Genomic DNA, 26,711 nt, shown 5'->3' on the forward strand with positions numbered 1-26,711 from the left:
CGCTTTTAGTTATTCAGTCCTGGACGATCGCGTATACTTTTAAGTCACGGTGTATGCCTTTTACAAGCATTGCTTTTCTCGTTATTCCTTCATAGGACATCCCTAATTTCTTCATAACCTTTTCGGATCCGATATTATCTAAAAAACACCTAGCCTGAATACGCACTAGATTCATGCTCTCGAAACCAAACCTTATTACCGCGCTACCTGCTTCGGTGATGATTCCCTCTCCCCAATGTTCATGAGAAAGAACATAACCAAGTTCTGCGCTTTTATCGTTAGGGTCCCACCAGACGAAGTGAACGGTACCGATCAATCTTCCAGTTTGTTTGAGTTCGATTCCCCACGGAGCATCATATCGAGGTAAAAATGTATGAATAAATTCGATACTGTCCTCCAATGCTTCGTGAGTATGCCACGTTACGAGACGAGTTACGTCTTCATTCGAAGCATAATGATACACATCCTCTGCATCATCGAGCGTTATTTTCCTTAGGATGAGTCGTTCTGTTTCAATCGTTGGGATGTCGCCAAACCGTTCAGCTATCTTCATACACCACCTCTCATAGTTCATAAATCCTTGCTTCATGAGGTCTAAGAGAAGTGCCCTTTAATACATCGTCCGCAGTAACATCACGGTAGTTTGCAAGAATTAATCGCTTGCTGTTCTCATCGATCATTACATCGGTATGAAAAATCGTATGATCGTCGCTATAGTTTAAGATGATGAGCCAGCGGGACTCACCGTACTCCCTCGTATATAAATAAAGCCTTTGTTGTCCTTTTGATAAATCTTTATAATCACCGTAAATCATAACCGGATGCTCTTTTCGTAGTGCTATGAGCTCCTGATAATAACCAAAGATCGAGTCCTCTTCAGAAAGGTCACGCTTGACGTTGATCTGTTTATAGTTTGGGTTTACCTTGATCCATGGTTCACCTTCTGTAAAGCCAGCTTGTTCTGTTTCATCCCACTGTATAGGTGTCCTCGAATTATCCCGACTCAAAGGCAATAAGGTTTCAAATACCTCAACAGGGTTTCGGCCCTTTTCAACTTCTTCTCTAAATTTATTTTTCATCGCGATATCGTTGTAATCTTCGATCGAATCGAATCGAACACCCGTCATGCCAATTTCTTCCCCTTGAAAAACATAGGGTATTCCTGGAAGTGTTTGAATCATCGTGGCAAGAAGCTTGGACGATTCTTTTCGATAACGATTGTCATTCCCGTATCTCGTTACCTGACGTGTGTGGTCATGATTATTCAAAAACTGTGAATTCCACCCTTTTCCATAAAAAGTCTCGTGCCACTTCTCCTGAATTTCCTTATACCGGACCATATCCCAAGTCGGCATATCGTCAGCTACCTCAAAATGAAAGAGCGTCTTTAACTCTCCTCGGTCTTCTGCTACGTACTTTAAGCCTTCCTCAGGTGTAACGAACGGAATCTCTCCAACTGTCAAAATGTCATAATGAGAGAGAACCTTTTCGTTCATCTCTTTCAAATACTCATGGATGCCTGGATTATTTGCAAGGTAATCAGTGTAGTCGGGATTTTCAGCATTCGGAAAACCTTCGACCTTCGCTAGAAGGTTAATGACGTCCATTCGAAACCCATCGATCCCCTTCTCAAGCCAGAAGCGCATCATCTCATAAATTGCCTCTCTCACTTCTTCGTTCTCCCAGTTCAGATCTGGCTGCTCAACTGCGAAGGAATGAAAATAATATTGTCCTGTGCCTTCGTCAAACTCCCAGGTTGATGGGGTAAAATAGGAGCGCCAGTTATTTGGTTCTTTTCCATCCACAGGGTCTCTCCATATGTACCAATCTCTCTTCGGATGCTCTTTCGAGGACTTTGATTGTGTAAACCAGTCATGTTGGTCCGAAGTATGGTTCACCACGAGATCCATGATGACCTTTAGGTCCCTTTTGTGCGCTTCATGTAACAGTTCCTCAAAGTCCTCCATCGTACCGGCCTTCTCCATCACTGAGTAATAATCAGAAATATCATACCCATTGTCACGATCGGGTGATTCGTAAAAGGGATTGAGCCAAACGACAGATACCCCAAGCTTCTTGATATAATCTAACTTTTCGATCACGCCTCTTAAGTCGCCATATCCATCTCCATCACTATCATAGAAACTGCGCCAGTAAACTTGATATACGACTGCTTCTTTCCACCATGTTCGTTCCATCCCGCTTCTCTCCTTTTAAACCCATCTCTGTGTAATGACGCTAATAACATACTCCGGCTGATCCCAGTGGAGCATATGTGTACTATATGGAACAAGTTCCACGATCGCCCTCGCTTCTTTTTCAAATACACTCGCCATCCTCGAACGCTCACTCTCCCGCTCCTCCGGGAGAGTAGCGCGCAGTAAAATGATTTCTGCTGGGAGCGCTTTATAAATATCCATAATCTCATGCTTGTGCATGGCTTTTACAATACTACTTCCCGTTTTCCCTCTCGCGTGCCAGAAATACTTACCACCTTTCATCAGTAGCAGATCTTCTGCTGCGAGATCTAAAGATGGAGTTCTCCTCGTAACCGCTCCATACGCAGCATGCTCTCTAAACGATTCCCACGATTCCATATAATCTTCAAAATCGATTTCATACGAAGCGGCTTCTTCTTCCATCGAAAGCTGTGACTCTCGTTTACTTTGATAACCTCCATCTAGTAAGAGTGAACCTTTTACCTTTTCTCTGTTTTCCTTCAAATAAAAGAGTGTAACAAAACTTCCCCATGAATGGGATAAAAAGTAAAATGCGTGAATGTTCAAGCGATCGAGCACACGGTTCAACCACTCTACCATTTTTGGCATCTCATAGTCTTCTTCTCGATCGAAAGATTCCGATTTCCCATGACCAGGGGCGTCAACCGCGATGATGTGGTATCGCTCTTTTAATCCTTCAGCAATTTCGATAAAGCTAAGGCTCGTACTCCCAAGTCCGTGCAAACAGAAAATAGTCGGTTTATCCTCATTTCCCCACTCCGTAACACGGACGTTCTTTTCATTTACATTTATGTAAAATCGATTCAATTACTTATCCTCCCGTAAAAATGATCCGCACAACGCTTCTATTAGTGTAACAGACTGACAATTCAGAAAGGGGACCGCCTGTCGATTTAGAGAAACCAAAAAAATTGAGCGTCAATCAATTGCGCGCTCAATTTTGTCAGGTGTTTATTCTATTAACTCTTCTTCATCGAAGATAAACACGTCTTCTATCCGTGACTCTAGCTGTTTTGCAATTTTCGCAGCAAGCTTAAGAGAAGGATTGTACTCCCCTTTTTCCAAAAAAACGATCGTTTCTCTTCGCACGTTAACCCGCTTTGCAAGATCTGCTTGTGTTAACTTGCGGATTGCGCGCAGCTCTTTCATTCTTGTTATCATTACTGAAACCCTTTCCTTCTAACAAACAGCCAGTTAATTCCGAAGCTTAAGATCATGAAAGCGAGCCCTACCATGAGGAGGTCATCTTTTTGGAGATAAGAATGGAAGGCAAATAGGACAAGCCAAATGATAAGAGATGAAAAATACGCATAGCCAGCGGCAAACATCTTCACCTTTTTTGAGAGCTCATCATCATGAGGTATTCCAGCCTTCACATCTTTTCTTAGATTTAAGAGTACTGGGATTAAGATCACCATCACTACAACGGTTGCAGCAGTTAGCAGCAGCTGTGCTGACGTCATGTTATCACTACTTAACAGCGAGTACAGTTGAAAAAGGAGTCCACCGACAAGGGAAACTGACAGAATAGAAAAGAGCATCAACGCCGTTTTTGATTTCAATTCTTTCACTCCTTTTGTTAGAAATAATTAACTTTATGTTATAAATATATAACATTATAACTGATTTGTGCAAATTTTTTTCTAAAAATAAAAAAAGCATGAAATCGATACGATTTCATGCTCTTCTGAATTAATTTATTGTTCCACCTGCTTGAATGTACCGTGCGTTGAATTCCTGTACAAATTGGTTCGTAATTGCATCATCATGAATGATCAGCATGTTTTCGTCATTCACGTCGTTACCGTTTGTGCTCCAGTTCGTTGAACCTACAATGACGGTTGGATCACTGTTCGTTTCTGCATCCACTAGCATCGTTTTACTATGAAGCTTACGGGATTCAGCATCCTTGTATACTGGAGCAGCATTCGCCCAGCGAATATTCGGGTTGTTTTGACTTCCCGTTACCGTGCGGCCCGTCATTTCGATACTCGCTGACCACCACTGATTCCAGAAATCACTTGAGAATACGCCTTTTACATCGAAGCCAGTAAGTGTTCCTTGCTGGTCCTGGTAAGAACCTTCCCACTTGTACTTCAGCTCATCGACTAGAGTCTGATCACTCCAAGCGAAGATCGTGAAATACGTGTTGAGATCAGCTTCAGTTTTGATTAGTTCAGCCATACGACCGACCGCATCATCTCCAGCGGAGAAGTAAACCTCAACTGTTTTCCCACCTATCGTTACTTGATGTGGTGTGTTATCCGTTTTACGAGAGCCAAAGTTAGCATTCGCTGTGCTTGGTGTTAATGTTGATGTTCCCCACATTTCGTTGAATTCAGTTTCATAGATTGATGCTAATTCCGAAGAATTCACTTCCACAACGTGCTGCTGGTTACCATCAAGAACGCCGTTCGCCATGTTTTCTTCAGACCCATAAAGACCTGTCACTGTAAAGTTCCAGCTTCCAGTAAACACCCACTGGTCATCAACGAGTGCAAATTTATTGTGCATTTGATCGTCAGGAGAATAATACGTCCCGTCAGTTTGCTGTTCCGCTTCAACGAATAAATAGCCTGTCATTTCAGTGTTCCCGATCATAACCGTACGCTGTGGGAAATCATCTGGTGAAGAAGGTAGGTTATGGTCCGCACGTAGATTTGTGTCTTCAACTGCAAGCATTGGAGAATCAGAGAATACGTGAATATCGTCTGCCGTTCCGACAACCATATCTTTTCCACGCACCATTTCTTCAACATAAAGTCTCATTGTCTTGAAGCGGTCTACGTAGTGAGGATCTGTCGCGTCTTTCGAGTCTGCGATCACACGTACGTCTACACCTTCAGATGCCTTTTGGATTAGAGCATCAACGATTTTAGGAAGATTGATCTCATATGTCGCGAAATCGATGCTTGTCGTTGCTGCATTAATACGCTTTAAGAGACGATCTTCAAGATTTACATTGTAGTTTGCTTCGTTACCTGCATCAGCATATTGAGCCATCGCACATTTATTGAAATAAACGTTGATTGCGTCAGGTGCTTCAGAAACTTGATTGAGGTGCTCTGTTGTATCTGTACAAGCTCCCCCAGAACCGCCTGAGCCGCCGCTCGTATTCGATGAAGCAGGCGTTCCTTTACCTTCAGTGTATGAACCAGTAGAAGTAACCCAGTTAGAAGCATCTGTGCCTGCTACTCCAGGGTCTACTCGTTCCATCGTCGCCTTCGTGTCGTTATCACCCGCATGCCATGCGTCAACGCTGTCGATCAATGCGCCGCTACCATCGCGAAGTTCGAAGTTTTCGCCAGAGTTGCTAAGTGCCCCGCTGTAAATATGATCAGCCGGAACGCCAGATATTGTATTATCATCTGTTCTTTCAAGTATGTAATAACCGTCTGCTGGGATACTGCCAGTCAAGTTGATAGAAGGACTGCCATCTGTTGCGTTTAGCGTCCAGCCATCTAGTGAAATTGCGCTGCCCGTATTGTTGTAAAGCTCGATCCACTCATCGTTGTAATCAACTGTCGTCCCCATCCATGCTAATTCATTGACAACAACATCGCCATTCGTTGCTGCATGAACCTCATTTGGTGTCATCGATGGCGTAACAACAGTTAGTGCCATACTGATCGACGCAATAATCATTCCCAATTTCTTCATCGTGTTTCCCTCCCTAAGATGTCCTTTATGTAACTCGTTCCACACTATCCTACAATTTTCGACGAATTTTTAATATACTTTTAATGAAAATATTTTGTAAATTATAAATTTACATACTATGCACTAGTTCTAATAGCCTGAATAAAAGGTAAGCGCTTACATAATTGCCAATGAAAGCTGAGTGTTGCCTATGAATGTTGATGAACAAAAAGACCGTCGAAACGGTTCCGACGGTCTTTACGCCTTTTGCAAGTGCGTGATTTTAAAGTCTTCTGTAGATTTCAAGCCATAGCCGATCATCCTATCCATGCCGATATGAGCGGTCCAAATGAGTCCGATGGCTACAAAAAGGGGCTGATCGATCATCAGACTTATCAAGATCATGATTAACGGTAGACTATAGGAATGGAAGACGTTATAGCAATAAGCTCCTACTTTCTTACCCATCGCATAACCGAACATCGCGACATCCGGCGCGAATAATAAAAGAAGAAACGTCCACCAGCTTACGTCCATTGTCGAGAAAAAGTATAGAGATAGAATTAAGATTACGAAACCTTCTATATGCAAGAGTGGTTTAGTCACTTTGGTATCACCTCTGATTGAAAAGCTGAAGGTACGGTATAGCAATGACTCGCATTGCAGAGCTTTTGAGACTGACTGTTATAGGAAAGCACTTCTCGACTTTGCTTTCTACTAAACTCTTTCATACCTTCAGAAGTTTGGAGGACGATCGCATAATCTCCTTCTTTACTCTGACTGCTTTTTGATGAGTTTCGTATTGCTTCCAAGAACTCCTCTGCCCCTAAAACCGCAATCGTTTCACCCTCATGTTCTACAAAGACTTGGTCCATTACGCCGAATTCTGTTCCAAACATTTGGTTGATCTCGACCTCGATGTTTGATTTAAGAGGAGAGGGGTCGCCACATCCTGTTAGAACAAAAAGAAATAAGAGAGTAAGCAGCTTTCGATTCACTCACTTGTCACTCCATCGGAAAAACCGTGATGCAAGAATCGTAGATACGACGGAAATACCGAGCAACACCCCTACTTCAAGACCATAATCGGTAATCGGACCAACGTTCCACGTTCCGCGAAGCAATTCTACTACGTAGTAAAGCGGAAGAACTTTTGCAGCATTTTGGAGGATAGTCGGCATGAATTCAAGCGGAAAAGCAGCTCCCGATAAGAAGAGCATCACGTTCAAACATAATGAGCTGATCGCTGCGGCTGCCTGCGAATTTTTTGCAAGCGACGTCAGAAACAATGCAAACGGGAAAAACGCTAGAATGCTAACAAGAAGGGCTAGCAACGTGCTTCCCATATATACTGGTAACGTGAGATCATACATCAACATTCCGAAGACCATAAGCAATAATGCGGAGATAACGAAGATGACGGAACCTTGAAACGTATGTGCAGCAAGAATCATCCATGATCGAATCGGTGTGGATTGGTACCTCCTTAGAACCCCAGTCTCTCGATAGTTCGTTAAAACTGTTCCTAGGGTAAAGAAGGAAATCGTCACGATGTTTACACCAATCCAAGAAGGAACGAACATTTCTGCGAAAGAAAGTCCGTTCAGATTGCTATCTCCAAACATCGAGCCGAACATCCAAATCATGAGAACAGGAAAAAGAAATGTCCAGAACACGCTCAGACGATCTCGGAAAAACATTTTTGTTTCTAAACTAGCTAGCTTCACCATCGCGGTCATGCGGACGCCTCCTTTTCAAGGAAATGGACGAAGAGATCATCGAGTGATCCCTTTTCGAACCTAAAGTCTTGAATCAGAATCTCGTTATCATAACAATATTTAAAAATGTAATACGCAGTCGTTTGCTGATCATCGCTTAACACCTTGTATGATTGGTTCTCGTTTTCAACGCTTACTACGCTTGGTAAGGAGATGAGGAAATCGTACAGTAGCTCTTCACTATCAAACGTAAGGTAGTGAGCAGGAATCTGATTTAAGAGCTGTTGAGGAGTACCTAGTGCTCTTAGTTGACCGCTATAGATCATCGCAACGCGATCACAAAGCTTTTCTGCTTCTTCCATATAGTGAGTTGTAAGAACGATCGTGCACCCTTGTTCTTTCAGTGCATTGATCAAGCCCCACAGTTCTCGCCTAGCGTGAGGATCAAGCCCCATACTAGGTTCATCGAGGAATAAGATTTCCGGTTTATGAAGGGTAGCGAGTGCAAGCGTAACGCGCTGCTTCCACCCACCAGACAAGTCATCGAACATCACACCTAGTTTTTCATGAAGCCCCAAAAGATCGATAAGATGATCTTTTTGAGTAGTTGGATAAAATGATGCGAATAGATCGATCGCCTCTTTTACCTTCATCTTCTTCTGAATGGCCGTTGCCTGAAACTGAACACCAATTTTCTTGTTCAACTCTCGCAGCTGTTTATGAGGCGTTAGGCCAAGAACCGAAAGTTCTCCACCGTCAGGCTTTCGTATGCCTTCAAGCATTTCGATGGTCGTTGTTTTACCCGCACCATTCGGTCCGATGATGCCAAAGATCTCTCCCTTATTAACTGTAAGTGAAATGTCTTTTACTGCCTGAATACTACCGTATGACTTTACTAGATGGTCAGCTTTGATCACTTCTCCCATTCCTAGTCCCCCTTGCTTAATTTTCACGGATACCTGCTAATTGATATGATAGTCTTCAACTTCTAATACGTTAATCCTTCAGAATAGTTTCAAAACAATTAAAATATCAGGAAGATTACCATAAGGGGCTATGGAAACCTATTTAGGCACAAATACCATATGCCAGAGTAGCCTCCTCAAGAGGTTTATCGGCGATCGTTAGCATATATCAGCGATATTCTGTTTTTATCAGCGAAATAGAAGTTTATATCAGCGAAAAGTGCTGTTTTATCAGCGATATTTCCTTTTTATCAGCGAAACCGTATTGGTTCAGACAGCATAAAAAAGCCACCGAGATTACCTCGGTAGCTATGTTCTAACTCAATTCATCGTAGTGCTTTTTGATTAGGTTGAATAGGGATGAGCCTTCTTCAATGCCTGTGTAAGTTGTGATGGCATTTGACAGGCCATTCGTTTGGATAGCTTCTTGGATTTGGACAGCTTCTTCGTCACCTTTTGGATCGAAAAGAAGTGCCGCCGCAATTCCTTTTGCTAAGTACGTTGGCTCTTTACCGATCTTCATCAGCTGACTTGCCGGCCCGGTTAATCGATCGTTCGGACCGAGTTTACGAATTGGTGCACGACCGACTCGTGTAACTTCGTCTACAAGATGAGGATTCTCGAATCTCGCAAGAATCTTCTCGATATACGCACTGTGAACTTCTGCGTCAAAGCTGTATTTATGCTCTAGCAATGCACCCGTTTCTTCTAGTGCACGTTTCACATCTGCATAGAGCGCTTCATTTTCAAGAGCGTCTTTAATCGTTTCTGCACCAGCAAGGTAACCTAGATACGCCGTCATTGCATGACCCGTGTTCACAGTAAACAGCTTGCGCTCGATGTAAGGAGCGAGATCGTCAACGTACGTAATTCCCTTAATTTCCGGGACTTCTCCCACCATCATCGTCTTGTCGACAGCCCACTCATAAAACGGTTCGACCGCTACTGTTAAAGGATCGTCATGCGTTTGGTTGGGTACGATACGATCGACCGCTGCATCTGGAAAACCAGCATACTGTTCGAGTGAACCGTCTCCGCCCATTTGCTCCTGAATCGCTTCTTTCAACATCGTACTTCCGCCGATCATGTTTTCACATGCGATGATGTTAACGGGAGCTTTCCCTCTTTCGATGCGCTTTTCGATGCCTTTTTTTATACTACTAGAAATCATTTTTAGCACGGTTGGACCAACCGCTGTCGTGATGAGGTCAGCTTTACTAATCGCCTCAACGACCTCTTCAGGATTTGCTTTACTGTTGATCCCCCGTACGTTATCCACCTTGATTTCTTTACGCTCTTGGCCAAGAATTTCTACAGTGTATTGATTCTTTTCATTCAGTTCATCGATTACCGTTTCATTGATATCAACAAAACAAACCTCATAGCCTGATTGTGATAGCAGCTTACCGATGAACCCTCTCCCGATATTCCCAGCTCCGAAATGTATAGCTAGCATGATTAGTTCACCTCGTTAAACATAGAGATAAATGTTTCTTTATCTTCTGCTTGAATGAGCTTCTCCACATTTTCTTCTTCTGAACATACGATTGCAATTTGAGATAGAATTTCAAGATGCTCGTTATCTTTTCCAGCTATTCCGATAATAAGCTTCGCGATATTACCATCACCAAAATCAACGCCTTCACGAAGCTGTACGATGGAAAGACCTGAATGATTTACTGATTTCTTCGCATCTTCCGTACCATGAGGGATCGCTACGTAGTTCCCCATATAAGTTGTCGTGATCTTCTCACGTTCAAACATTTGGTCGATATAGCTTTCTTCAACGTACCCTTTCTCCACAAGAATGTTTCCTACAAGACGGATCGCGTCTTCCTTCGTTGCTGCAGTTTCGTTCAATACGATATTTTCTTTCGTTAAAATGCCGTTAGCCATATTAGTTCTCTCCCTTTGATTTTAATTTTTCAGTGATGAATCCTTTAAAACGCTCTGCTAAGAAGAGCTTGATTCGTTCCTCATCTTCCTGTTCAAACAAAGCGAGTGTTTCACCACTTTCGATAATGATGGTACTGATGAAGCTCATCACTTCAATTTGTTCTAGCGTTGCTTCTTCTGGTGCAAGCTGTAACAGAATCGTTTTCATATCGATTTCTGTTCCATCCATCGCGCTTCGCTTAACCGGATTTTCCAACCTGATCATTGAAAATGTCGGCTTAAGAACCTCTTTTGTACGCGCATGAAACAACGCAAGAGAAGATTCCGGTATTCCAACGCCGCCTAATTCCTCGCGTTTTAGAACTGCTTCCGTAACTGAAGCTGAACTCGTAATGGTATTACCCTTTTGCAGTCGGCTGCATTCGTTTATTAACATATCTTCTAGTTGATCTGATTTAGCTTGTGTTAGAAGGAAATGGTCCATAATGGAAGCTGCAGCCTCGCTGTATGAGGCTGTTTGCGTAAACCAGGATACAGCTTCTCTTCCTGACTGAAAGGCGCTTTCTTTACGTTCAAGTACTCTTTTACTTGATCCAGTCGATCGTTGAAGCGCTGTTCGGATGCCAGTTGCCTCTTTTTCAGATAAAAACGGACTCACTTCAATATAGTCTGCATCCAACTCCGTTAAAGGGATCGTCGACACGATAAGGTCGAACGCATGGATATCTTCTTTTTCTAGTTGGAAGAGCGAAACGCTCTTCACATCATGTATCTCATGAAATTCTTGCTTAAGCCTTGTAGCGAGCATCTTAGACGTTCCGATTCCGCTAGAACAAACGGCAAGAATTCTTAGGTCGTTCTTCTTATTTCGACCTTCAAGCGCAGAACCAAAGTGAAGGACTAGAAATCCAACTTCTTCATCAGGAACGGAAAGGCCTTTGAAGACAGTTTCAACAGCCTCCGAGATGATAACGAAAAGTTCTTGATAATCTTCTTTGATTTTCGTTAAAAGTGGATTATGAATGCTCATTTTCTGATTGAGACGATGCATCGCTGGACCTAAGTGTGTCACAAGCCCTTGAAATAGAGAATCATTCGACACAAGATCCACGTTCGTCTTATCACTAACTTCTCTAATCAGCTGTTTCGCCTTTACAGTGATCGGATAATTCGACTCTTCTAAATAATAACTGCTTGAATTCCGAAGCTTTGCTCCTCTGAGGTGCATCGTGATATACCCGACCTCAGCTTCAGGGATCGGAACAGAGAAATAATCTTCCATTCGCTTGCTGATCGTTTCTGCAATCGTGAATTCTTTTGTTTCTTTCATAGTGGAAAGAAAATCTCTTTCCATCTCGATTTTTTCACCTTGCTGAATTCGTTCGATCGCAAGTGTTAAATGAACGATGAGACCAATGTAGGCACTGTCTGCCATCATGTGAGATAGGTCATTATTTACTTCCCTAACGATCGTTTCGACTTGATGCAGCTTTTCGTGATCAACAAGCCCAAGAAGCTGCTTTGAAGCAGACTCCATCACGTCACCTTTTGATTTGTTTTGAATCGAACGCTGCAATAATGTAAAGAAGTCGGAGTCGTTATACTCTGTCGCAAGCAGAGAACTGATCGCATGTCTCTTCAATGCTTCTGCACCCTTTACCTGAACACCATACCCGCGCTTTCTGATTAAAGAAAGCTGCATATGCTGTAGCCATTCTTCTACTCTGTTCAAGTCGTTGCTGATCGTTGCCACGGTGACCCTGAGATCATGCGCAAGACTGACGAGTTTAATAGGCTCATGGGATTCTAAAAGTTTACAGAGTATCAATGTTTCTCTTTCATCTTGTGTGTACTCGGTAATGTTTAAATTGTACAAGTACCGTTTGAGCTCTTCACGCTGAGAGGGATGTCCATCGAATTGGACACCCACCCCTGCCTTTTTTATTAATGTCAATCCGTAGTGATTCACAACATCTTCTATTCCCGCTAAATCTCTATGAACGGTCCGTTCACTAACACTGAGTTGCTTAGCTATTTCTTTCACCGTAAAGAAATCGTCTGTTTCAAGCAAAAGTTGTAGAATACTTCTTTCCCTTGCTGATATAAAGATGTGAGTTCACCTCTATCCTTTTGTTAACGGTCTTTTAGCATGTTAACAAGTTCATCGTACTTAGGACTATTCATGAAGTTCGCCACTGAAATGTGCTCAGCGTCTGGACGCTTCGCTTTTGCACGATCCGTTAAGTCTTTGTGGGTCACGATTAAGTCTGCATCATCTGGTAGATTGTTGATGGATGTGTTCGATACATCGATCTCTTCAAGTCCTGCTTTCTTGAACTTGTTTCGTAAAACAGATGCCCCCATCGCACTGGATCCCATTCCAGCATCACATGCAAACACGACTTTTTGAATGTTTTTTGCAGCCACTTCAGTGTCCTTCGCGCTAGTTGTTTCTTCCTCCTGCTTATCCCCTGAAAGATCACTTACAAGCTCATCATATTTCGGACTGTTCATGAAGTTTGTTACTGAAATGTGATGCGCCTTTGGAAGCTTCGCTTTTGCACGATCTGTTAAGTCTTTATGAGTGACAACAAGATCTGCATCGTTCGGAAGATTGCTGATCGATGTGTTGATCACTTCGATATGCTCAAGACCTGCTTTTTTAAATTTATTTCTCAACACGGACGCACCCATTGCACTTGAGCCCATACCTGCGTCACATGCGAATACAACTTTTTTGATGTCTTTGTAGTTAACAGTTGCGTCGGATGACGTTTCTTCTTTCGCGCCTAGCGATGACCTTACGCTACTCTTCTTCCCTTTCATCGCTTCCATCTTTTCTGCTGCTTCTTCAAGATTTTCATCAGAGTCACTTGATCGCTTAAGGATGAAGGATGCAACTAGGAATGAAACGAGTGTAGCGACAACAACACCTGCGATAACCCCAAGGTATCCTCCACGCGGTGTCATGATCATGAGTGCAAAGATACTACCTGGTGAAGGTGGTGCGATCAATCCTGCATTTAGAATACCGAATGTGAATACGCCGCTCATTCCCCCAAGGATCACTGCGATGATCAATGCTGGTTTCATCAAGATGTACGGGAAGTAAATTTCATGAATACCACCGAAGAAGTGGATGATCGCAGCACCTGGTGCTGATTGCTTTGCTGAACCTTTTCCTGCAAACCAGAAAGCAAGAAGAATTCCAAGTCCAGGTCCAGGGTTCGTTTCTAATAGGAACAGAATCGATTTTCCTGCGCTAGCTGCCTGATCGATTCCTAGCGGGCTTAAGATCCCGTGGTTGATCGCGTTGTTCAAGAACAATACTTTGGCTGGCTCAACTAGAATACTAGCTAGTGGTAACAGTCCAGCATCTACGATGACTTCTACTCCAGCTGCAAGTGCTTTGTTTAAACCTAGTACAACTGGTCCGATCGCTAGTGAAGCGAGGATCGTCAGAATACCACCGATGATACCTGCTGAGAAGTTGTTAACTAGCATTTCAAAACCGGATTTGACTTTGCCTTTGATTGCTTCGTCGAATTTCTTAATCGCATAACCACCGAGTGGTCCCATCGCCATCGCACCTAGGAACATCGGAATATCCGCTCCGACGATCACACCCATCGTCGCTGTCGCACCGACTACTCCGCCTCGTGCGCCGTAAACAATTTTACCACCAGTGTAACCGATTAAGAGTGGTAATAAGTAGTTGATCATTGGACCAACAAGTGATGCTAATTGTTCATTTGGAATCCAACCATCTGGAATAAATAATGCTGTAATAAGTCCCCATGCAATAAATGCACCGATGTTCGGCATGATCATGCCGCTTAGATAGCTACCAAACCGTTGAATCTTCACTTTGAAACCGGATTTTTCTTGGTCGCTCATGATAGTTCCTCCTCTTCTTTCGCAGGGAAGACTTGTTGACATGTTTTATTAGATCCTGTCAAAAACGTTGTCGTTAGCTTTCCTTGCGAAATGTTTTACTTGTTAATTCCAATAGTAAGGCCATAAGAAAGCGTTCGCAATGAATTCCAAACTCAAATTCGGCAGATGACTTGTTGACATTTTTAAATAATGGACAAATTCACCCAATAAATTGTAATGCAAAGTGAATATGAAGGTACTGGTTGGAGATAACTGAAATCGTGAATAAAAGGAGGGAGCTTTATGGATGAAAAGAAGAAAAAACCGCAGGACGAGACGTTAACAAACCAGCAGGGACATCCTGTCACGAACAACCAGAATGTCCGAACAGTAGGGAGTCGCGGGCCAACCACTCTTGAGAACTACGATTTCCTTGAGAAAATCAGTCATTTCGACAGAGAGCGAATCCCTGAACGCGTCGTTCACGCACGAGGGGCAGGTGCGCATGGGTATTTTGAATCGTATGGAAAAGTAGGAGACGAACCGATTTCGACGTATACACGTGCAAAAGTGTTTACGGAAGCTAAGAAAACGCCTGTTTTTGTAAGGTTCTCAACAGTCGTGCACGGCACACATTCACCAGAAACGCTGCGAGACCCTAGAGGATTTGCAGTTAAGTTTTATACAGAAGACGGAAACTGGGACCTTGTAGGAAATAACTTAAAAGTATTCTTCATCCGTGACCCTCTGAAGTTTCCTGATATGGTGCACTCCTTCAAGCCTGACCCTGTAACGAACATACAGGATATGGAGAGAATGTTTGATTTCCTTTGCCAATCTCCTGAATCGATGCACATGGTTACCTTCCTGTTCTCTCCTTGGGGCATTCCAGCAAACTTTCGACATATGCAAGGATCTGGTGTCCATGCATACAAATGGGTGAACGAAGAAGGAAAAGCTGTACTTGTAAAGTATCACTGGGAACCCGTCCAAGGAATTCGCAACCTTTCACAAGATGAAGCGGATCACATACAGTCGATGAACTTTAACCATGCGACGGCTGACTTGTATCAAGCGATTGAAGATGGAGACTATCCAGAATGGGAGCTCTATGTACAGATCATGGAGGATGACGAGCATCCAGAACTAGATTTCGACCCCCTCGATCCAACGAAGCTTTGGTACAAAGAGGATTTTCCTTGGCATAAGGTTGGGAAGATGACGCTCAACAAAAACCCTGAGAACTATTTTGCTGAAGTGGAACAAGCAGCATTTGGTACTGGGGTATTGGTCGATGGGCTCGACTTCTCTGATGACAAGCTTCTGCAAGGCAGGACGTATTCCTACTCTGATACGCAGCGATACCGCGTTGGTTCAAACTACTTACAACTTCCGATCAATAAGCCGAAGAAACATGTTTCGACGAACCAGAGCGGCGGCCAGATGGACAACCGTACTGATTATGGGAAAGATGAAAACCCACATATCAACTATGAACCTTCTTTGATCGGCGGGTTGAAAGAAGCAGCGAATCCAGGTGTGGAACATGAACCATTTGTTGAAGGAAATTTATCGAGAAAAAGCATTCCTCGTGAAAACAACTACGGTCAAGCGGGAGAAACGTATCGCAGACTAAACGACTGGGAGCAAGAGGAACTGATTTCAAACCTCGTCAGTGCACTCATGGACTGCCGAGAAGAGATTCAAGAGAAGATGATCGAACACTTTACTCAGTGTGATAAAGAATACGGGGAACGAGTCATGAACGGATTGAAGGAAATGAAGAAGTCTACCGGCTCTGTACTCGATGAAGCTGTATGTGAGGCTGAGGACAAGAGTCATCCATCAGATCCGTATTAAACAGTTGAAAAAAGCTTGGCATCGTTGCCAAGCTTTTTTATATAGCGTTTAAACTCAATTTATGATTCGTATTTACCTTTATAGCAGCTTCCCCATATAATACTCATCTACATATGTATCATCCATCAGCAACGAATGTCGCTTCAATCCTTCTACTTCAAAGCCGAATTTCTTGTATAGCGCAAGCCCTCCTTCGTTCGGGGTCGCGACGTTCAGCTCCAACCTATGTACGTTTTTACTCTCCGCCCAATCCTCTAATATGTTAAAAAGGGCCGTTCCGACTCCTGTGCCTTGAGCCTTTTCGAGTACACCGATGACGAGGTAAACTGCATGACGCTTTTTCTTTGCATCACTTCCAACAGCGACTAAATAACCTACCAATTCCTCATCTTGTTCAGCGACAAAGATCGTAGACGTTTCATTTCTCAACATCGACGCAATCTTCGTCTTTTCTTCCTCTACATCGACTTTTCGCTCATCAGCACCAAACAGCATGTATCGTGACTCCGCGTCGACCTGATTTCTAATCTTACAGAACCCTTCAACGTCTTCTGCTTTTATCTCTCTAACCTTCATCCTCTTCCAACTCCTTTAAAAGTTCCTATTAAAGCTCGCACTTTACATTCCAATTCATTCCGAGAAAGTCCTTCTCTATCTTCGCTTCCCCGTTTGCTTTTAAACAGCTATCTACAGTAGATTGCAGACTGAAGTTATTTGAATAAAAAGCAATGCCGAGAATTAAGGTGATGACCACCCCAACTGTCGTTTTTCTCACGATCGATCCTCCTTTATATAAAGCAAAAAGGGATGAATCACATCATCCCTTCTTACCTTTCACCACATTCTATTCTGAAGCATCTTTTTCCTTCAGCGGCTCACCGATGACCCTTACTTCACGTTCTAGATCGACCGAAAACTTTTCTTTTACAGTGTTCTGCACGTGATGGATCACGTTCAGATAATCTGTTGCAGTGGCATTGTCGATGTTAACGATAAAGCCTGCATGCTTTTTGGAAACTTCCGCTCCACCGATTCTTGTTCCCTGCAAGCCTGAATCTTGAATGAGCTTTCCAGCGAATAAGCCTGGCGGGCGCTTGAACACACTTCCACAAGAAGGATATTCGAGCGGCTGCTTGCTTTCGCGTTTAAACGTTAGATCATCCATAATCGCTTTGATGTCGTCATAGTTTCCTTTTTTCAACTGAAATGTTGCTTCAAGTACGAGGAACCCTGTTTCATCCACGTTACTATGACGATACGATAAGTCGAGCTCTTCTGCTTTTCGACGAACAAGCTTGCCGTCTTTTGTTACCCCTAGCACACTTTCGAGGCAGTCTGCTACTTCGCCGCCGTACGCGCCAGCGTTCATATATACAGCACCACCAACGGAACCAGGAATGCCACATGCAAATTCTAGTCCTGATAAATGTTCTTTCAAGGCGAATTGTGATACTTCGATGATACGAGCGCCTGCTTCTGCTACGACCGCATCTTCCGTTCGTTCAATTTTGTCAAGCGTCGAGATATTCAACACGATTCCTCGGATTCCACCATCCTGGATGATGACATTCGATCCTTTACCGAGAATGGTTAGCGGTAAATCATGCTTGTTGGCATACTCCACCACTGCTCTTGCATCTTCCGCACCACCTGGAAAAACAAACACATCTGCTTCTCCACCCATCTGTGTGTACGTATGCACATTCAGTGGTTCATTCAATCTGACATCTGCTGTAGGCAAACTATTTCTCAGGTCGTTAAACACACGTTGATTATCCATTACTTACCTCACTTATGAACATGTTCGATTGTGTAATCGTACTCGAACCTTTTATTTTTATTATAGTTATAATCAAAACTGTTCGTGTCTAAAATCTTTATTATTACGGCATACCGCAAAAAACAGCTTTACACAATCATTTATTTTACCATTAATGGGCAAATACTTCATCTCTAATACAAACTCTCATTACGATTATCTACTACTTTTCCTTTAATGAATCATTCAATTGAGAAAGAATGTCTTTTCTAAGTTCGATCAGTTCAGGAAATTGATAAAAGAAAGCTATTTTCTGCTCAGCGGTCGTATCACCTTCTGGCTTCGTAGAAAAGATAAAATGTGTCCACGCTTCTGCGATATCTTCTTCAGGATGTGTCGCTGCATAGTCGGTTGAAAAGTGATCCGCATAATCATCATAAAACGCGACCTGCGCTTCTTCGTTCCATTCAACTTCCTTATCGAGCCACTCCTCATAATAATCGGACCAAAACGTTTGGAAGAAGGCGTTCATATACGAATTTTCCTTACTACACCCATTGAATGCAAAGTAATCATCACATGCCATGAAGGCTTCTTCTACTTCATCTTCATCCTCTAAATTCGTCGCATTCACCTGATCATCTTTCAAAGTCAGAAGATGACCATATTCGTGCACGAGCGTATAATAGAAATCCTTCTCGTTCGTTGTAACTTCATAATCGATCGCGAGACGCCACTCTTTCGAATTGTCTAGTGGTTCCACATACCCGAGGACTTCATCCTTCCCATCCGTAAAGATCAAAAACTCCTTTACCATACTTCGGTCTTCCGAAGGGATCAAGTCAGCAAATAACTTCCAAAGCGCCTCATGTGCTTCGTGTTGCTTAGTATATTCTAGATACTCTTCTTCTTCTGTTAGAACATTACGATTCTCTATGTGATTTCCGACGATATCGTATGAAACAACTTGTGTTTCTACAGCTTCTCTTTCTTCTTCTAAAGACTCAGGGATATCTAGAAAATCCCCTTTTAGCGCATTGATTTCGCTTAAATACCGATCTCCTTCTTCAATTTCAGGTACATCTGACATCGAAGTGGTGCTCGGTTGTTCCACATCCACCGCGCAACCGGTCAATAACAACATGACAAAACAAGCAATGATCCACTTTTTCATCGTGTACCCTCACTTTCTAGTTTAAAAAGCAACTACATCTAATGATACATTATGTTGCTACGTAGATAATGACTTTTGTTACTAGAAAGAATAGGTAAAAAGCTAACAAACCTACTACGGCAGCCCTTCCTTTTTTCATTGCTAGTTTAATGAAGTAAACGACTGCTATCCCAACGATGATCACGACTATTGAAAACATTGTCGTGAGTATAGGAGATTTTGAGATTTCAGCTTCAAAGAAGGATAGGATTCCGAAAACGAAATAGGAGCTTATCAAGATGGTTACAAACAACTTGTGTGCTAGTTGCTTACGGTATAAAGTCGAGCTTTCCAACGGATCACCTCACATGTTGATAGTTGATTCGATGAGCAACGTGAAAATCCTCCATAAAAAAAGGATGCCTAAGCATCCTCACCTGTTTCTTTGTTTGAGATTTGTATCACACCGCCGCAGTGGGAGAAATCGTGAAATACGAGTTTACACGATCCTTCTAACTCCGCTTTTAGTTCATCAAAAGCAAAGTAAAATTCATCATCATCCCAGTGATGAAGGTTTTCGCTTCGACACGCTTCTAATTTCCTGCGATTTTCAAACGCCACATCACCGATCAAAATCTTTCCGTTTTCTGATAGCTGTGGAAGGAGTTCTTTAATGAATGCAACCTTCTCACGATCAGAAATATGGTGCAAAGCGTATGTGCTGATAATAACGTCATACTGCTTTTTCTTAAAATGTTCAGGAAGTCCGTGTGTAAGATCCCATTCGATCAGCTGCGCATATGGCATTTTCAACTGAGCGATCCGAATCATTTCGTTCGAAAAGTCGATACCGTTTATGTCGTGACCGGCTTCGTACAACCTGCTCGCAAGAACACCTGTCCCAAATCCGATATCGAGGATGTTTGCCTTTTCGGTCGACATGACCTCGTTATAGATGGCATTCAAGATTTCCTTATAGCCAGCGAATGGATAAGAATCGCTTTCTTCACTTACCTGTACAGAATGATCGTACTCATTCGCCCATAGATCAAATCCTTGTTTACTTAGCATCAAAATCCTCCTACATTTATGTGTCTATCTATTACGTTTGAAGTTCGACTTATCTAAATACTAACACATTTCAGTTTTCTCCCGCTCGTTCCTCGACCTTAATCTTCAAAAGTAGGACAACATGTTCATCATGAATCATTTCTTTGATGCCTTCTTCCGTTTGCATATCGACCGACCTGATCATATTATCTTGCTCACTTTCATAGTACGCTCCAATCACTTTTGTATCTCCAGAATCAAGCGTGATCTCCTCTTCCAGCGTATATCCGTATCCGTGTGGTTTGTCTGTATTTATGGGGTTATTTGGTATCGCTCCAGGACCTGTTGTGGCACCTGGTGCATACAGAGAAACTAACTCTTCTCCTTCTTCAGGTTGGATGATGCCGAACCCAACGCTCCCTTCTTGTTCTTCCTCTTGACTAAACCCATAAGAGAGCTCAGTTAGACGTGACGGTGTCATCGGCTCTCCATCTCGGTAGCCCTCGACCCAAACTGTGACCCACGTTTTATCCGCTTTTGTAAGCTTAAGATCATAGTTTAATATGATCCCCATATTCATCTCTTCAAACATCTTTTCATGGTCGTTTCCCACCTGGTGAGAAAGGTAAGCAAGGTGCTCATCTTCCATCGAAAACTCAACACTGCAGCCTCCTAGAAGGAACATAACTAACAATAACCAGATCCCTTTTTTCACAACACTTCTCCTCTCACCTGTAAAAATTTTACCAGTTACTCCCTAAAAATAGGTCTAAAGACTTTTATTTCCATGTTATAATTTACCTTGCACTCCTAATTTTTTATAACTTTGAGGTGTAGATATGAAACGTTTGGTTATTCTAGTAAGTTTGTTGCTCGTCGTTGGTGTGCTGAGTCTAGTAGCTGTAAATCCTTTCAACCAATCAGAAGCAGTCAACTCTTCTAACGTTCATTCAGAGATTTCAAGAGATCTTTCGAAAGAGCTTATAGGAAAATCGTCTAGTTATGAGATTACAGTCGTAGGGGACACGATGTTCGACTGGTCGATCAAAGAAGCGATGAGCTCGAAGGGGGCAAACTTTCCACTTCAACATATTTCCCCAATCATCAAGGATTCTGACCTCGCCATCATGAACTTAGAAACAGCGATTGGAACAGCAGGGATAAAAGAGAACAAGCTGTACACGTTTCAATCCCCACCCGCTTCAGCCAAAGCAATTAAAGACGCTGGCTTTGACGTCGTCTCACTCGCAAACAATCACGCAATGGACTTCGGTCGAGAAGGCTTACATGAGACGATCGATCTACTGAAAAAAGCAGACCTGAACTATGTCGGAGCTGGTACGAACGAAAGTGAGGCGTACCGTGCTCACTCGCAAACGATCAATGATCACAAAGTCGATATTCTTGGTTTTTCGCAAGTTCTGCCAACCATCTCATGGTACGCAAATGAAAATGGAGGACTCGCTAGCGGGTACCAGCAAGACCGAGTGATCGAGCATATCAAACAATCTGCAGCCACCTGTGATACGACGATCGTGTATATCCACTGGGGAGCTGAACGGACGATCCAGCCTAGCGATAGTCAACGAAACTTTGCACACAGCATGATCGACGCGGGGGCCGACATCATCATTGGTGCACACCCTCATGTGCTGCAAGGGATGGAGTACTATGATGGGAAGCCGATCTTATACTCACTCGGCAACTTTTTATTCCCAGACTACGTTGAGGGTGATACCGCTGACACGGTTATCGCTAAGATCGACGTCACTGTGGACAACTATGAAGTTACCTTTATCCCTGCAGTCATCCATGACAGCACTGTTACTCTCGCCGATAAACAAAACGCCACTCGCATCACAGATAAGATGATTTATCGTTCTAGCTTAATCTCGCAAACTACTGATTTTGCTGTATCTGAAGGAAGCGCACAATCACTAATGATTGCAAAAGCAGGCGAATGATAGAAAGCGCTTCCTTAGAACACCTTTGCGTAAATACACGTATCCGATAATCCAGATCCATCTAACGAAACATCATCGTTTCGTAAAGTCGCTTCAAGCACGTAATCGAGTCGTTCAGGTACTGCACGGCTCTTTTTGTTTTTCAGGTCACATTGAATCTCGATTCGTTTCATGCCGAGTTCTTTCTCCGCAAAGTTTGTCAGTTCACCAACAGCTTCTGTTATGTAACCGCGTCCGCCAAACTCCGTGTTAATCCAATACCCAACTTCCGTCTTCGGCACATCCCAATCAAGATTATGAAGACCCGTTGTGCCAACATATTCACCTGTCTTCTTCTCAAATATCAGAAACCTGAACCCTATTCGCTTTAAAAACTTGATATGTGCCTCTCTAACATTGATCTCTGTATCCTCAACCGTTGGATTTTCTCTTGCGAATCCTACCCATGGAGATAGTTCCTTCATTGAAAAGTGAATCGCTTCGTTTATGACTTTACCATCACCTGGTTGAGGCATACATAGAAGTAATCGTTCCGTTTCTAGCTCAGTGCGTACATCCATTAAAATCGGGTTCATCTGCTTCTTTAGCTCCTTCTGGTAAATGTAATAGCTCTATTATAGACATAGTAGATTTTGGAAATAAAGGGGAATATTTTAAAAAGTCACTATCTTTATACAATAAAAAAAGACGAGGCGTTTGCCTCGTCTTCAAAGTGAGAAGCCAATTCGCTCCTCATCGTTCCACCTCAATTATTATCAGCCTAACAATCGTTAACGATCATTCACTATCTTTATGTCCACTTTCAGGCAGCGTATCCCAGAACGATGTATCTTGAGACTCGATCGATCCATCCGCTATCGCTTTGATTACGGCTTTCATCCCGGTAACAGCCTGATTGATCAAATAACCGTTACTTTTTTGACCAAGAATATATGGCTCGTAATAGTGATCTGCCATTCCTCTCATCTCAAAAAGAAGCGTAGAGATGCCATACTCGACCGCAAGACCATTTCGACTGATCGTAGGGGCTGTTCCCCCTACGTACTTGGACAAGGTCCCGTATCCTTTTGCTTCGATCGCATTATACAACACGCCACCAAGCTGTTTAGATTTTTCGCGCACCTCAGCATCTACGTTTTCATTCGTTGGGTAAAGAATCGAACCGGATACAAGTTCATCAGTATCCCCTAGCGTCGTTTCGGTACCTTGATGGTGAAGGTCCACCATGTATTCCGGCTCATATTTCTGTAGAACATTCTCATGCAATGCCTTTGTTTCTGGCTGATTTCGTTCAACATGATCGCGATTCAAATCTACGCCGTTTGCATTGTATCGTGTATGTGTACCAGCTGCGTAATCTTCAAGGGAAAAGTTCACGTCCCCTTCAGCACCATCTACATTTAATCGCGGTGCGATGAGTACGTTCACGTTTTGGAGAAGCTCTCTCACTTCCTTATTGTTCGTACTCAAATACTTGATAACCTTTAACGCACCTTCTGTTGTGAGCGTTTCGTTTCCATGCTGCTGAGTTAAAAAGAGAATCGTAGGGTTTTCTTCGTTCTCTCCAAACTTAGCAAGGTAAAGGTCCCTGTCTTTAACAGATTGACCATAAACCTCAAGCTCAAGTGCATCAGACTGCTTATCGATCCTTTCGAGCAGTTTTACCATTTCCTCATAGCTATGTAATCGCTCATTCTTCACCGTTTCATTACCGTTATACCCCGGACCATTTCCAGTAGCTCCCACGGTAGCACCGTTTAACAGTCCTCCAGAAACGACCAACATCCCTGAAACGACAATCGGAATCATTTTTTTCTTCATCATAAGTCCTCCAGTTTTTATAAGATTCCTGTCACGTTTTCGCTATTATTTTTTCCTTTCCTGTAAAATAATAGGATTTGATTCGTTAGACCTGTTCGGTTTCGAAAAAATGGAAGAAGAAGATTGTTTAGCTGGATTTTTAGTACAATACTCATGATCAATGAGCGCAACCATCATTCACATAAGAGAATAGAATCACCTTTCGCCATACTTCTCCTAGAAAAATGAGGCTAACGATAGAAAAAAGAGCAAGCTCGTATTGAGCTTGCTCTTACTTTCTTTCTAATTCGCTTTTGCAACGGACTGTACGTTCTTCTTTTTCGACGTTAATTTGTCGACAAGACCTGATAGTGCTCCGTCTCCCGTAACGTTCGTTGCTGTACCAAAGCTATCTTGTGCAAGATAGAGTGCGATCATAAGAGATACCATCGTTGCATCGAATCCTAGCATGCTCTCAAGAAGTCCGATCGCGGCCATCACCGCTCCACCCGGTACACCAGGTGCTGCGATCATCGTGATTCCTAGCATCAAGACGAAAGGAATGATAGAAGCGAACGTTGGGTCCTGTCCATTTAATAGCATCACAGCCATCGCACAGGAGACGATTGTGATTGTACTTCCTGAGAGATGAATCGTTGCTAGAAGCGGGATACTGAAGTCCGCCACTTTTTCGCGTACGCCGTTCTTCTTTGTCTGCCTAAGCGTAACCGGTATGGTAGAGGCAGATGACTGAGTACCGAGAGCTGTGAAATACGCTGGAATCATCCCTTTTAATAATGTAAAAGGATTTCGCGATGTAGCAGCACCCGTCACGCTATATTGAATCAACAGCATCGTTAGATGAAGTAGAATGATCATGACAAAAACTTTTGCAAACACGCTTAAGATCGTTTGCACCTGACCAGCACTCGTCATATTCGCGAATATACCAAGGATGTGCAGTGGCAGTAACGGAATGATCACGTAGCTGATCACTTTTTCGATGATCGTTCTAAATTCAACCATAACGCCTTTAAGCTTATTTTCTTTCATCGCAGCCATTCCTAAACCGAGCGTAAACGCTAGTACAAGAGCTGTCATAACGCCCATCATCGGCGGGATTTCCACCTGGAAAAATGGCTCTAGAAGTGATTCTTCAGGGTTTTCCATCTCTGAAGCTGCGCCGCCAGTTGTAAGAAAAATAGGATAAAGGTTACGAGCTGCAAAGAATGCGAGTAATCCTGCTAGAAAAGTAGAAAGGTACGCAACCGTCGTCGTGACCCCGATCAGCTTTCCAGCACCTTTACCAATTTCACCTATTCCTGGTGCGATGAATCCAATAATGATCAGCGGAATAGCGAATCCAAGGAAGTTACCGAATATACCGTTGAATGTCGCGAATAATCTTACTGTCCATTCTGGTAGAAACGCTCCAATTAATACACCTAAAGCAATTGCGATAAGAATTCGTGGTAGTAGTCCAATCTTCTTCATAGTGTCCTCCAAACAAAAACATTTGTCCATCTGAGATGTAATCTACGGAGTACTTTACAAGATAATCGAGGTTCTAGCAAGCTTTTAACGCAAAAAAGGATTAAAAACTTTTTCCAATAAAAAATCACCGCCCTTTCACAATTGAAAAGGCGGTGTTTTTCATGCGTTCAACGCTTCGTTATGAACTTTTTCAAAAAAAGCTTCAAGCGGAGCCGTATCTTTCAGGTACTCATTACACAAGACGCTGTCTACACACATATAGTGACCGACCGTGTGGTAGTCTTTATGATCATAGACCCGGGAAGATACATGCGCAACTTCACCATACCGACCGCATAAGTAACAGGTTGTCCTCTGATTTAATACCGTATAAGATCCTTCCACGCCGAGGAGGTCGCCTTTATATGGATAAATAAGATACTTTCGTTTTGATTGTATATCATTCCAACCAAGATAGGTGATCGTTCTAGGATAAGAATAGGGAAGCTTTACTTTTTTACTTTTACGAAAGAGCTTCTCTATTTCGTTCTGCGCTAGCTCTGGGAAAGGAATAACGACTTTTTGTGCTCTTTCAAGAAAGTGTTCGATTTCAGAAACGTCCAAGTAACGGATTTCGTCGATGAAGGCATGTTGTTCTATTGAAAGGGTAGGAAAGAGAGCGAGTAGTTTATCTGCGATCGTATGCTGCACGGCAGCTTTCACGTCGGCATCAACGAGATGACTAACGTTGTATAATAAAACATCGATTTGTTCTCTAATGACATTCAGATGGTGATTATACAAAAACGGCTGAAGCATAAAAGCACCCCTCCTTGTGTTTTCTTTATACCACAATCAGAGTGTTCCATCTACACAAAAAGCCGGCTATGCCGGCTTTAAAACGCGAGATCAATCGCTACCTGTTACGAAGTCATCTTCTTTCATCGATGCAAGAATGACGCCAGACGTCACGCGATCGTTTTCTTGTACGTGTAGTTCAGAGATTTGCCCACTTACGTTGAGCGTGACATCCTCAACGTTGCCCTGTCCATCGCGAATGACAAACATCGGCTCCCATTCGTACACACGGGATGAATGGTTCACATAAACTTTTTCAACAATCCCTTCACATGGACAGACCACTGTGCGATTCATGTTATTGTGCCCCTTTCTGACATGTATTGTTCCTCGAATGAGGACGAAAGTCAGTTTACTATCATGATATGTTTCACATGGCCAAGTATGATGTGAAACATTTACTGAAAAACCTCGCGTCTATTTTACCGGCATTTGAAAGAATCGCAACCCCGAAACTAAA

The 26,711-nt window shown here is 42.8% G+C and carries 28 protein-coding genes; 2 read left to right on the forward strand and 26 right to left on the reverse strand.

Annotation, left to right across the window (positions count from 1 at the left end; translation table 11 throughout):
- Positions 1 to 13: 13 nt before the first annotated feature.
- From ACXAEY_RS13905 to ACXAEY_RS13970, 14 genes are all read right to left on the reverse strand, one after another.
- Positions 14 to 553 carry a GNAT family N-acetyltransferase gene (locus ACXAEY_RS13905; RefSeq protein WP_474812623.1) on the reverse strand — a complete coding sequence of 180 codons (540 nt, stop codon included), beginning with the start codon at positions 551 to 553 and terminating at the stop codon, positions 14 to 16.
- 10 nt (positions 554 to 563) lie between these two features.
- Positions 564 to 2,198, reverse strand: coding sequence for an alpha-glucosidase (locus ACXAEY_RS13910; protein ID WP_474812625.1), 1,635 nt, complete (start codon positions 2,196 to 2,198; stop codon positions 564 to 566).
- A gap of 15 nt (positions 2,199 to 2,213) precedes the next feature.
- Positions 2,214 to 3,047 (reverse strand): alpha/beta fold hydrolase, encoded by an 834-nt coding sequence (locus ACXAEY_RS13915; RefSeq protein WP_474812627.1) that lies wholly within the window; start codon positions 3,045 to 3,047, stop codon positions 2,214 to 2,216.
- Between the two features lie 144 nt (positions 3,048 to 3,191).
- Entirely contained in the window at positions 3,192 to 3,401 is a 210-nt protein-coding gene (locus tag ACXAEY_RS13920) for a helix-turn-helix transcriptional regulator (RefSeq protein WP_270181439.1), read from the reverse strand.
- A complete protein-coding gene (locus ACXAEY_RS13925) occupies positions 3,401 to 3,802 on the reverse strand; it encodes a hypothetical protein (RefSeq protein WP_270181438.1) in 402 nt (133 codons plus the stop codon). The genes ACXAEY_RS13920 and ACXAEY_RS13925 overlap by 1 nt, the downstream gene beginning before the upstream one ends.
- Positions 3,803 to 3,932: 130 nt before the next feature.
- Entirely contained in the window at positions 3,933 to 5,900 is a 1,968-nt protein-coding gene (locus ACXAEY_RS13930) for a phospholipase D-like domain-containing protein (protein WP_474812630.1), read from the reverse strand.
- 237 nt (positions 5,901 to 6,137) lie between these two features.
- The gene (locus ACXAEY_RS13935) at positions 6,138 to 6,485 is read right to left on the reverse strand and encodes a DUF4260 domain-containing protein (RefSeq protein WP_474812631.1); all 348 of its coding nucleotides are present in this window, start codon (positions 6,483 to 6,485) and stop codon (positions 6,138 to 6,140) included.
- The gene (locus ACXAEY_RS13940) at positions 6,482 to 6,877 is read right to left on the reverse strand and encodes a hypothetical protein (protein WP_474812633.1); all 396 of its coding nucleotides are present in this window, start codon (positions 6,875 to 6,877) and stop codon (positions 6,482 to 6,484) included. Before ACXAEY_RS13940 ends, ACXAEY_RS13935 begins: the two co-directional genes overlap by 4 nt.
- Positions 6,878 to 7,618 (reverse strand): ABC transporter permease, encoded by a 741-nt coding sequence (locus ACXAEY_RS13945; protein WP_474812635.1) that lies wholly within the window; start codon positions 7,616 to 7,618, stop codon positions 6,878 to 6,880.
- Positions 7,615 to 8,523: an ABC transporter ATP-binding protein gene (locus ACXAEY_RS13950; RefSeq protein WP_474812637.1), complete on the reverse strand. Its 909-nt coding sequence runs from the start codon at positions 8,521 to 8,523 to the stop codon at positions 7,615 to 7,617. Before ACXAEY_RS13950 ends, ACXAEY_RS13945 begins: the two co-directional genes overlap by 4 nt.
- 355 nt (positions 8,524 to 8,878) lie before the next feature.
- Positions 8,879 to 10,018 (reverse strand): mannitol-1-phosphate 5-dehydrogenase, encoded by a 1,140-nt coding sequence (locus ACXAEY_RS13955; RefSeq protein ID WP_474812639.1) that lies wholly within the window; start codon positions 10,016 to 10,018, stop codon positions 8,879 to 8,881.
- Positions 10,019 to 10,020: 2 nt separating this feature from the next.
- Positions 10,021 to 10,458, reverse strand: a complete 438-nt coding sequence (locus ACXAEY_RS13960; protein WP_474812642.1) for a PTS mannitol transporter subunit IIA — start codon at positions 10,456 to 10,458, stop codon at positions 10,021 to 10,023.
- Between the two features lies 1 nt (position 10,459).
- Positions 10,460 to 12,568 (reverse strand): BglG family transcription antiterminator, encoded by a 2,109-nt coding sequence (locus ACXAEY_RS13965; protein ID WP_474814840.1) that lies wholly within the window; start codon positions 12,566 to 12,568, stop codon positions 10,460 to 10,462.
- Positions 12,569 to 12,591: 23 nt separating this feature from the next.
- Entirely contained in the window at positions 12,592 to 14,355 is a 1,764-nt protein-coding gene (locus tag ACXAEY_RS13970; protein WP_474812644.1) for a PTS mannitol transporter subunit IIBC, read from the reverse strand.
- Between the two features lie 282 nt (positions 14,356 to 14,637).
- Here ACXAEY_RS13970 and ACXAEY_RS13975 point away from each other — a divergent pair, with 282 nt between their 5' ends.
- Positions 14,638 to 16,194 carry a catalase gene (locus ACXAEY_RS13975; RefSeq protein WP_474812645.1) on the forward strand — a complete coding sequence of 519 codons (1,557 nt, stop codon included), beginning with the start codon at positions 14,638 to 14,640 and terminating at the stop codon, positions 16,192 to 16,194.
- 78 nt (positions 16,195 to 16,272) lie between these two features.
- Here ACXAEY_RS13975 and ACXAEY_RS13980 read toward each other — a convergent pair whose 3' ends face one another.
- The 7 genes from ACXAEY_RS13980 to ACXAEY_RS14010 all read right to left on the reverse strand — a co-directional run bounded on the left by ACXAEY_RS13980 (position 16,273) and on the right by ACXAEY_RS14010 (position 20,871).
- Positions 16,273 to 16,770 (reverse strand): N-acetyltransferase family protein, encoded by a 498-nt coding sequence (locus tag ACXAEY_RS13980; RefSeq protein ID WP_474812646.1) that lies wholly within the window; start codon positions 16,768 to 16,770, stop codon positions 16,273 to 16,275.
- Positions 16,771 to 16,798: 28 nt separating this feature from the next.
- A complete protein-coding gene (locus ACXAEY_RS13985; RefSeq protein WP_474812648.1) occupies positions 16,799 to 16,969 on the reverse strand; it encodes a hypothetical protein in 171 nt (56 codons plus the stop codon).
- Between the two features lie 69 nt (positions 16,970 to 17,038).
- The gene (gene murB, locus ACXAEY_RS13990) at positions 17,039 to 17,974 is read right to left on the reverse strand and encodes a UDP-N-acetylmuramate dehydrogenase (protein WP_270181426.1); all 936 of its coding nucleotides are present in this window, start codon (positions 17,972 to 17,974) and stop codon (positions 17,039 to 17,041) included.
- A 202-nt stretch (positions 17,975 to 18,176) separates the two neighbouring features.
- The gene (locus ACXAEY_RS13995) at positions 18,177 to 19,127 is read right to left on the reverse strand and encodes a hypothetical protein (RefSeq protein WP_474812650.1); all 951 of its coding nucleotides are present in this window, start codon (positions 19,125 to 19,127) and stop codon (positions 18,177 to 18,179) included.
- A 49-nt stretch (positions 19,128 to 19,176) separates the two neighbouring features.
- Positions 19,177 to 19,461, reverse strand: a complete 285-nt coding sequence (locus ACXAEY_RS14000) for a hypothetical protein (protein WP_474812651.1) — start codon at positions 19,459 to 19,461, stop codon at positions 19,177 to 19,179.
- A 68-nt stretch (positions 19,462 to 19,529) separates the two neighbouring features.
- The gene (locus ACXAEY_RS14005; RefSeq protein ID WP_474812653.1) at positions 19,530 to 20,177 is read right to left on the reverse strand and encodes a class I SAM-dependent methyltransferase; all 648 of its coding nucleotides are present in this window, start codon (positions 20,175 to 20,177) and stop codon (positions 19,530 to 19,532) included.
- Positions 20,178 to 20,247: 70 nt separating this feature from the next.
- Positions 20,248 to 20,871, reverse strand: a complete 624-nt coding sequence (locus ACXAEY_RS14010; protein ID WP_474812655.1) for a hypothetical protein — start codon at positions 20,869 to 20,871, stop codon at positions 20,248 to 20,250.
- Between the two features lie 124 nt (positions 20,872 to 20,995).
- Here ACXAEY_RS14010 and ACXAEY_RS14015 point away from each other — a divergent pair, with 124 nt between their 5' ends.
- The gene (locus ACXAEY_RS14015; protein WP_270181421.1) at positions 20,996 to 22,120 is read left to right on the forward strand and encodes a CapA family protein; all 1,125 of its coding nucleotides are present in this window, start codon (positions 20,996 to 20,998) and stop codon (positions 22,118 to 22,120) included.
- A 14-nt stretch (positions 22,121 to 22,134) separates the two neighbouring features.
- Here the strand turns inward: ACXAEY_RS14015 and ACXAEY_RS14020 are convergent, their stop codons facing one another.
- From ACXAEY_RS14020 to ACXAEY_RS14040, 5 genes are all read right to left on the reverse strand, one after another.
- Positions 22,135 to 22,695 carry a GNAT family N-acetyltransferase gene (locus ACXAEY_RS14020; RefSeq protein ID WP_474812657.1) on the reverse strand — a complete coding sequence of 187 codons (561 nt, stop codon included), beginning with the start codon at positions 22,693 to 22,695 and terminating at the stop codon, positions 22,135 to 22,137.
- A gap of 202 nt (positions 22,696 to 22,897) precedes the next feature.
- A complete protein-coding gene (locus ACXAEY_RS14025) occupies positions 22,898 to 23,941 on the reverse strand; it encodes a M14 family metallopeptidase (protein ID WP_270182032.1) in 1,044 nt (347 codons plus the stop codon).
- Between the two features lie 282 nt (positions 23,942 to 24,223).
- Positions 24,224 to 25,414 (reverse strand): dicarboxylate/amino acid:cation symporter, encoded by a 1,191-nt coding sequence (locus ACXAEY_RS14030; RefSeq protein WP_474812659.1) that lies wholly within the window; start codon positions 25,412 to 25,414, stop codon positions 24,224 to 24,226.
- Positions 25,415 to 25,573: 159 nt separating this feature from the next.
- Positions 25,574 to 26,212 carry a FusB/FusC family EF-G-binding protein gene (locus tag ACXAEY_RS14035; protein ID WP_474812660.1) on the reverse strand — a complete coding sequence of 213 codons (639 nt, stop codon included), beginning with the start codon at positions 26,210 to 26,212 and terminating at the stop codon, positions 25,574 to 25,576.
- 90 nt (positions 26,213 to 26,302) lie between these two features.
- Positions 26,303 to 26,548, reverse strand: a complete 246-nt coding sequence (locus ACXAEY_RS14040) for a biotin/lipoyl attachment domain-containing protein (RefSeq protein WP_270181417.1) — start codon at positions 26,546 to 26,548, stop codon at positions 26,303 to 26,305.
- Positions 26,549 to 26,711 lie beyond the last annotated feature (163 nt).

It is taken from the genome of Anaerobacillus sp. ABA4_114, assembly GCF_056159065.1.

Excerpts from the sequence above, each read along its gene's own strand:
- ACXAEY_RS13905 (WP_474812623.1), bottom strand. The coding sequence starts at position 553 with ATGAAGATAGCTGAACGGTTTGGCGACATCCCAACGATTGAAACAGAA.
- ACXAEY_RS13910 (WP_474812625.1), bottom strand. The coding sequence starts at position 2,198 with ATGGAACGAACATGGTGGAAAGAAGCAGTCGTATATCAAGTTTACTGG.
- ACXAEY_RS13920 (WP_270181439.1), bottom strand. The coding sequence starts at position 3,401 with ATGATAACAAGAATGAAAGAGCTGCGCGCAATCCGCAAGTTAACACAA.
- ACXAEY_RS13930 (WP_474812630.1), bottom strand. The coding sequence starts at position 5,900 with ATGAAGAAATTGGGAATGATTATTGCGTCGATCAGTATGGCACTAACT.
- ACXAEY_RS13945 (WP_474812635.1), bottom strand. The coding sequence starts at position 7,618 with ATGACCGCGATGGTGAAGCTAGCTAGTTTAGAAACAAAAATGTTTTTC.
- ACXAEY_RS13950 (WP_474812637.1), bottom strand. The coding sequence starts at position 8,523 with ATGGGAGAAGTGATCAAAGCTGACCATCTAGTAAAGTCATACGGTAGT.
- ACXAEY_RS13955 (WP_474812639.1), bottom strand. The coding sequence starts at position 10,018 with ATGCTAGCTATACATTTCGGAGCTGGGAATATCGGGAGAGGGTTCATC.
- ACXAEY_RS13960 (WP_474812642.1), bottom strand. The coding sequence starts at position 10,458 with ATGGCTAACGGCATTTTAACGAAAGAAAATATCGTATTGAACGAAACT.
- ACXAEY_RS13970 (WP_474812644.1), bottom strand. The coding sequence starts at position 14,355 with ATGAGCGACCAAGAAAAATCCGGTTTCAAAGTGAAGATTCAACGGTTT.
- ACXAEY_RS13975 (WP_474812645.1), top strand. The coding sequence starts at position 14,638 with ATGGATGAAAAGAAGAAAAAACCGCAGGACGAGACGTTAACAAACCAG.
- ACXAEY_RS13980 (WP_474812646.1), bottom strand. The coding sequence starts at position 16,770 with ATGAAGGTTAGAGAGATAAAAGCAGAAGACGTTGAAGGGTTCTGTAAG.
- murB (WP_270181426.1), bottom strand. The coding sequence starts at position 17,974 with ATGGATAATCAACGTGTGTTTAACGACCTGAGAAATAGTTTGCCTACA.
- ACXAEY_RS13995 (WP_474812650.1), bottom strand. The coding sequence starts at position 19,127 with ATGAAAAAGTGGATCATTGCTTGTTTTGTCATGTTGTTATTGACCGGT.
- ACXAEY_RS14005 (WP_474812653.1), bottom strand. The coding sequence starts at position 20,177 with ATGCTAAGTAAACAAGGATTTGATCTATGGGCGAATGAGTACGATCAT.
- ACXAEY_RS14015 (WP_270181421.1), top strand. The coding sequence starts at position 20,996 with ATGAAACGTTTGGTTATTCTAGTAAGTTTGTTGCTCGTCGTTGGTGTG.
- ACXAEY_RS14020 (WP_474812657.1), bottom strand. The coding sequence starts at position 22,695 with ATGAACCCGATTTTAATGGATGTACGCACTGAGCTAGAAACGGAACGA.
- ACXAEY_RS14025 (WP_270182032.1), bottom strand. The coding sequence starts at position 23,941 with ATGAAGAAAAAAATGATTCCGATTGTCGTTTCAGGGATGTTGGTCGTT.
- ACXAEY_RS14030 (WP_474812659.1), bottom strand. The coding sequence starts at position 25,414 with ATGAAGAAGATTGGACTACTACCACGAATTCTTATCGCAATTGCTTTA.
- ACXAEY_RS14035 (WP_474812660.1), bottom strand. The coding sequence starts at position 26,212 with ATGCTTCAGCCGTTTTTGTATAATCACCATCTGAATGTCATTAGAGAA.
- ACXAEY_RS14040 (WP_270181417.1), bottom strand. The coding sequence starts at position 26,548 with ATGAATCGCACAGTGGTCTGTCCATGTGAAGGGATTGTTGAAAAAGTT.